Source organism: Oikeobacillus pervagus, from assembly GCF_030813365.1.
GTDB lineage: Bacteria > Bacillota > Bacilli > Bacillales > DSM-23947 > Oikeobacillus > Oikeobacillus pervagus.
Genome location: NZ_JAUSUC010000083.1, coordinates 1 through 5,769, shown reverse-complemented (window position 1 = coordinate 5,769; position 5,769 = coordinate 1). Strand labels below are relative to the sequence as shown.

General features: G+C 35.8%; 7 protein-coding genes and 1 rRNA gene. 7 read left to right on the top strand and 1 reads right to left on the bottom strand.

Annotated elements, in window-relative coordinates:
• Positions 1-627: 627 nt before the first annotated feature.
• The 5 genes from J2S13_RS16330 (at position 628) to perR (ending at position 4,071) form a co-directional block, all read left to right on the top strand.
• A complete protein-coding gene (locus J2S13_RS16330) occupies positions 628-1,047 on the top strand; it encodes a potassium channel family protein (protein WP_307258918.1) in 420 nt (139 codons plus the stop codon).
• Positions 1,048-1,115: 68 nt separating this feature from the next.
• Positions 1,116-1,589: a thioredoxin-dependent thiol peroxidase gene (bcp, locus tag J2S13_RS16325; RefSeq protein WP_307258917.1), complete on the top strand. Its 474-nt coding sequence runs from the start codon at positions 1,116-1,118 to the stop codon at positions 1,587-1,589.
• A gap of 409 nt (positions 1,590-1,998) precedes the next feature.
• The gene (locus tag J2S13_RS16320; RefSeq protein WP_307258916.1) at positions 1,999-2,949 is read left to right on the top strand and encodes a D-2-hydroxyacid dehydrogenase; all 951 of its coding nucleotides are present in this window, start codon (positions 1,999-2,001) and stop codon (positions 2,947-2,949) included.
• Between the two features lie 2 nt (positions 2,950-2,951).
• On the top strand, positions 2,952-3,497 hold the full coding sequence (locus J2S13_RS16315) for a cob(I)yrinic acid a,c-diamide adenosyltransferase (protein ID WP_307258915.1): 546 nt from the start codon (positions 2,952-2,954) through the stop codon (positions 3,495-3,497).
• 130 nt (positions 3,498-3,627) lie between these two features.
• Positions 3,628-4,071 (top strand): peroxide-responsive transcriptional repressor PerR, encoded by a 444-nt coding sequence (gene perR, locus J2S13_RS16310; RefSeq protein ID WP_307258914.1) that lies wholly within the window; start codon positions 3,628-3,630, stop codon positions 4,069-4,071.
• Positions 4,072-4,104: 33 nt separating this feature from the next.
• Here the strand turns inward: perR and J2S13_RS16305 are convergent, their stop codons facing one another.
• Positions 4,105-4,458 (bottom strand): YgzB family protein, encoded by a 354-nt coding sequence (locus tag J2S13_RS16305; protein ID WP_307258913.1) that lies wholly within the window; start codon positions 4,456-4,458, stop codon positions 4,105-4,107.
• Between the two features lie 146 nt (positions 4,459-4,604).
• Here J2S13_RS16305 and J2S13_RS16300 point away from each other — a divergent pair, with 146 nt between their 5' ends.
• Together J2S13_RS16300 and J2S13_RS16295 are read left to right on the top strand one after the other, a co-directional pair.
• The gene (locus tag J2S13_RS16300; RefSeq protein WP_307258912.1) at positions 4,605-5,474 is read left to right on the top strand and encodes a nucleotidyltransferase-like protein; all 870 of its coding nucleotides are present in this window, start codon (positions 4,605-4,607) and stop codon (positions 5,472-5,474) included.
• Between the two features lie 226 nt (positions 5,475-5,700).
• A 16S ribosomal RNA gene (locus J2S13_RS16295) occupies positions 5,701-5,769 on the top strand; the annotation flags it as partial.

Genomic DNA, 5,769 nt, shown 5'->3' with positions numbered 1-5,769 from the left:
GCTTGGGAAAAGATGTGCTGCGTGAAGGAGTGCAAATAAACTCGGGAAATATGCAAATATCAAGGGAAATGTTCAAATACACCAGGAACAAGCGCAAAAAAGTGAAACAGTAGTGCAAAACTGTCTGGGAAATGATCAAAAAACAGAGGGAAATAGTCAAAGCGAGAAAATCGAGAAGAGGAGTAACTTGGGAGAAGATGTGCTGCGCGAAGAAGTGCAAATAAACTCGGGAAATATGCAAATATCAAGGGAAATGTTCAAATACACCGGGATCAAGCGCAAAAAAGTGGAACAGTAGCGCAAATCTGTCTGGGAAATGATCAAAAAACAGAGGGAAATAGTCAAAGCGAGAAAATCGAGAAGAGGAGTAACTTGGGAGAAGATGTGCTGCGTGAAGAAGTGCAAATAAACCCGGGAAATATGCAAATATCAAGGGAAATGTTCAAATACACCAGGAACAAGCGCTAAAAAGTGGAAAATTAGCGCAAAACCGTCTGGGAAATGATCAAAAAACAGAGGGAAATAGTCATAAAGTCAAAGTGAAAAACTCAGCGAAGTAAGATAAGAGAAGCGGAAATAGATGTGTGATTATTGAATTTATTTTTGGAAATAAAAATAAGGGGGAGGATGCTTTTGATATACGGAATTATGACAGCCGTAATCGTATGTATGACGATGAGTCTTCGTGCTCTTTTTCTACCCGGGAAATGGAAATATCATCGGTTGTCTATTGAAAACTTTCTCTTCCTGGGGTTTTTATACATCACCATTATGGTCGGCTTTGCCCTTGTCTATTTGCTACTAGAATTAGAAGGCCTTGAAGTTCTTCAGGGAGATCGAGCGGTTCAAATCGGTTCTTTTTTTGAGCGGCTACATACTTCATTATATTTCAGCGGAATTACTCTTTTCTCCGTAGGATACGGGGATGTGGTTCCAAGTGGAATTGGCCGTTGGATCGCTCTTGTTGAAGCATGGATTGGTTATACAATTCCCGCTGCGTATGTGGTGAAAATTGTAAGTGATTGGGAATTAGGGAAAAAAAGCTGAAAATTTGCAAGTGAACAAGTAATTCGCTACGCTAAAAACTAGAAGGAATGATAAAGGAGGAAATTTTAATGGCCATTCAAATCGGTGAACAAGCACCTGACTTTGAGCTTCCAGCAAGCAATGGTGAACAGGTAAAACTTTCAGATTTTAAAGGAAAGAATGTCGTCCTATATTTTTATCCAAAAGATATGACACCAGGATGTACAACGGAAGCTTGCGATTTCAAAGAAAACCATCAGTCGTTTTCTGACTTAAATACCGTTATTCTAGGAGTAAGTACAGATCCTTTAAAACGTCATAAAAAATTTATAGATAAATATGAGTTACCATTTATTCTTCTAGCTGATGAAGAACATCAAGTTTGTGAACTATTTGATGTGTGGAAATTGAAGAAGAATTTTGGAAAGGAATATATGGGGATTGAACGATCCACATTTGTAATTGATCAAGAAGGGAAATTGGTAAAAGAATGGCGCAAGGTAAAAGTGAAAGGCCATGTCGATGAAGCCCTTACATTTATACAAGAAGAACTAGGCGAATGAATGAATTAACGAATTGAAAAGCCTATTTCATTCAAAAAGGACTTTTGTCCACTCAATTCTTATGTGAAAACATACAGTATAGTAGGGCATACCTCCTCATATAAGCCACTTTGATAAGGGTCGTTGCACGGCCCTTCTTTTTTTGCTGTTTAGCGTACTATAAAATTTAGAACTGTGGACATTTTGTTTCAGCAGCTTTTTTCCTTAATTGCCAAAAAAGGTGATATGATAGTAGTAAAAAAATTTATTAAAGGATCATTGTTTTGGAGGTTGGGGTATATTTTACCCGAGCAATCGATGAATGCTTCTCACTCCAATGAGCGGCAAAGATTCAAGGAAAGTTTCACTTCATGTTTCCATGCGAAAAAGTTCACGAAAACAAAACAACAAAAAGACAAAGGAAGGTGTCATGGTGAAGATTCTTTTTACATTCCGACCCCCTACTTATTTAAGGGAACAATTATTGAAGAAGTTTCCTCAATGTGATTTTTCCTTCTATAAAACTATAGGGGAGGCAGAAGAATTACAAAAAGCTGAAATTTTAGTTACATATGGTGAGGATCTAACATCCAAACATATTGATGAATGCTCCCAACTAAAATGGATTATGGTTGCCTCTGCTGGTTTGGAAAAAATGCCATTTGAAGCGATACATAAAAAACAAATATTCGTTACGAATGCCAGGGGAATCCATAAAATCCCGATGGCAGAATTCACATTAGGATTAATGCTGAGCCATGTAAAGCGATTTCCAGAGCTCGCTCATTTAGAGCAAAATGCTACATGGAATAAAAAACTACCTTTACAAGAACTTGCAGGTAAGCGTCTCCTTATATTAGGGACGGGAGCTATTGGAAGTGAAATAGCAAGACTTTCACAAGCATTTCGAATGGATGTTATGGGGGTTAATCGTAGTGGCAGACAGGTCGAGTTTTTCTCCGGAATTTATCAACTTGACCACATGAAAGAACCTCTTCAAACAGCAGACTTTATTGTTTCTGTGCTTCCGAGTACTAAGGAAACAAAATATGTTTTAACTGAGGAACATTTTCATATAATGAAAGAAACGGCTGTGTTTATCAACATTGGTCGTGGGGATCTCGTTCGCGAGAGAGTGTTACATCAGGCTTTGAAAGAGGGGCAAATTGAACATGCCTACATTGATGTATTTGAAACAGAGCCATTGTCAAAAGACCACCCTTTTTGGAAAATGCCGAATTTGACCGTTACACCGCATATTTCTAGTATTACGAAAAACTATTTACCTCGAGCGTTTGATATTTTTTTACATAATTTAAATGCATATCTTCATAAAAAAGATGACTTTTTAAATCTAATCGATGTAGAAAAGGGGTATTGATGTTGAAAATTTATACAAAAACAGGCGATAAAGGAACAACTTCTTTAGTTTACGGGCAACGTGTATCCAAAACGGACATACGAGTTGAAGCATATGGGACATGTGATGAGGCAAATTCTTTGATCGGTTTAGCTTTAAGCTTTCTAAAAGATACCGATTTTGAAGGAAAAGAAGAAATGAACTCTGTATTTCATGAAATCCAAACGGAGCTTTTTCATGTTGGAGCTGAATTGGCCACACCTCCTGGAAAGGATGTTAGATGGAAACTAGAAGAGGGGCATGTGCAGAAACTTGAAAGAGTGATGGATCGTTGGGATGAGAAGTTAGATCCACTATCTAATTTTATTTTACCAGGAGGTCATCCCGCTGGAGCCGCTTTCCATTCAGCTCGGACTGTTGTTAGAAGAGCTGAAAGAAATGCAGTGGCCATTGAAGAAGTTAATCCTTTAGTTATTTCTTATTTAAATCGCCTGTCAGACTTTCTATTTGTCACAGCTCGATTTGTCAATCATCAATTAGGAGAAAAGGAAGACACTCTTCATCAGTAAAAAATTTGTCAAATCAATGAAAATGAGGCGATTTCAAATTGTTACATTGACAAAATCACCATTTCATTAGTACACTAATTATAAAGATTATAATATAATAATACCTTTTGTATAAGTGAGGTGCATGACGATGTCCCAAGATCATTTGAAAGAAGCAATAGATACTCTAAAGGATACGGGAGTCCGTATAACGCCTCAACGTCATGCAATACTTGAATACTTGATTGACTCGATGTCACACCCAACTGCTGATGATATTTATAAGGCACTTGAAGGGAAATTTCCAAATATGAGTGTGGCAACAGTATATAATAACTTACGAGTATTTCGTGAAGTTGGCTTAGTTAAAGAATTAACATATGGTGATTCTTCGAGTCGCTTTGATTTTGTTACAACTGAACATTATCATGTTATTTGTGAAGATTGCGGCAAAATCGTAGACTTCCATTATCCTGGATTAGACGAAGTGGAACAATTAGCATCACATGTAACGGGCTTTAAAATCAGTCACCATCGTATGGAAGTATACGGAACATGCCCAGAATGTAGTGCTAAAAAGGAATTAACACATTAAAAAAAGAATTGTTCGAAATGAACAATTCTTTTTTTAATGTTTCTTTTTGCTATTGTACTCCTCAGTAAACTCTTCTCCTTCAAGGCTGCGATCCAATGTCAGAGGTTCGCGACAATGCATACACATATCAACTCTACCAAGCATTTTGGTGGGTTTTCCACAACTAGGACAAACAACTTGAACTGCTTTTGTCGAAAGCATCCCGATCCAAAAATATACGACTGTACTTGCAATAATTGACAATAGCCCAAGAAGCATGAAAATGGTCATAACAAGCGGATGATTTCTAAAGAAAATTCCTAAATACATAATAACAAATCCGATAAATATTAAGCTGAGTGCAAATGTGCGGATTCGATTTATTTTATTTTTATATTTTTTGGCCATTTCAGTCCCTCCTAAAACAAAACTATAACATATTTCTCACTATAAACGTATGAATAAATCATTGTTGTCGAAGAATGGGGAAGGATTTTTTCTATCTTTGTCGAAAAAAGACAAGAACAACAAAACTATTTTTGGAGGAATTGTATATGGAAGACATCCTTCGTTCAATTTATCAGGAAAAAGCAAGCAATCCTGAAACATTAGGGATTTTGGGGGTAGAAAAATCCTATTTTAGCAAACCTCTTACAGATACATTTGATGTTGTCCTCTTCATCATACTCACCGAGTCCAATCAAGAAATTTTCATTAAACACTATAAGTTTGATGACAAAAAAGCAATGATGTACATAGTAACGGAAAGTAAATTAAAAGAATGGATTGTTCTAGGTAATAATTGGAAAGCGATGGAATGGATCCATAATGGAAAAGTCTTATTTGATCGCAATGAATACATAAAGAAATTGAAAACGGAGCTAAATGACTTTCCATTTCACAGTCGAAAAATAAAAATGGCTATTGAGTTTACAAAATTAATTAGAAGATATATGGATGGGAAATCATTTTTTCAAAATGATCAATTTATTGATGCTTATAATTATATTGTTCATTCCTTACATCATTTAGCCAGGTTATCCATAATAGAGAATGGTTTTCATCCGGAGCTAATGGTTTGGAATCAAGTGAAACAAATCGAACCAGAAATTTATAAGTTATACGAAGAATTACTGACAAGTGAAGAAACGATACAAAAACGGCTGGAGTTGTTATTTTTAGCGAGTGAATTTTTAATTTCCTCTAAAATAGAAGAGTGCACCAATCATTTAATAGAAATTATGCGAAAGAGGGATTATTGGTCCATCAATGATTTAATTAGTCATCCGGAGATCAAACATTATGCAATTGATTTACCAATTCTTTTAGAATTTTTAATTGAAAAACAGTTGGTTGCTATAAAGAAAATTGAAACGAAAGGAAAAGGAATCTTTCATCGATACTATCAAATTAATAATTCTTAATTTATTTTTTAAAAAAGTATTGACTCTTATCTAAAACCTTGATATATTAATAAACGTCGCTGCTGAACAAGTGGCGGCGAAAAAAAACAATTGACGCGGTTTTTGAATCGTGTTAAGATATAAAAGTCGCTGTTAAGAAAGGTGACGGATTGATTTTTGAAAACTGAACAAACGAAGCGTAACCATAATGTTTTAACAATGTTATTTTTTATGAGCTAAATCAAATTCTTTGGAGAGTTTGATCCTGGCTCAGGACGAACGCTGGCGGCGTGCCTAATACATGCAAGTCGAGCGA

What these genes read in the sequence shown, in the direction of transcription:
- J2S13_RS16330 (WP_307258918.1), top strand. Translation starts at nt 628, where the DNA reads ATGCTTTTGATATACGGAATTATGACAGCCGTAATCGTATGTATGACG.
- bcp (WP_307258917.1), top strand. Translation starts at nt 1,116, where the DNA reads ATGGCCATTCAAATCGGTGAACAAGCACCTGACTTTGAGCTTCCAGCA.
- J2S13_RS16320 (WP_307258916.1), top strand. Translation starts at nt 1,999, where the DNA reads ATGGTGAAGATTCTTTTTACATTCCGACCCCCTACTTATTTAAGGGAA.
- perR (WP_307258914.1), top strand. Translation starts at nt 3,628, where the DNA reads ATGTCCCAAGATCATTTGAAAGAAGCAATAGATACTCTAAAGGATACG.
- J2S13_RS16305 (WP_307258913.1), bottom strand. Translation starts at nt 4,458, where the DNA reads ATGGCCAAAAAATATAAAAATAAAATAAATCGAATCCGCACATTTGCA.
- J2S13_RS16300 (WP_307258912.1), top strand. Translation starts at nt 4,605, where the DNA reads ATGGAAGACATCCTTCGTTCAATTTATCAGGAAAAAGCAAGCAATCCT.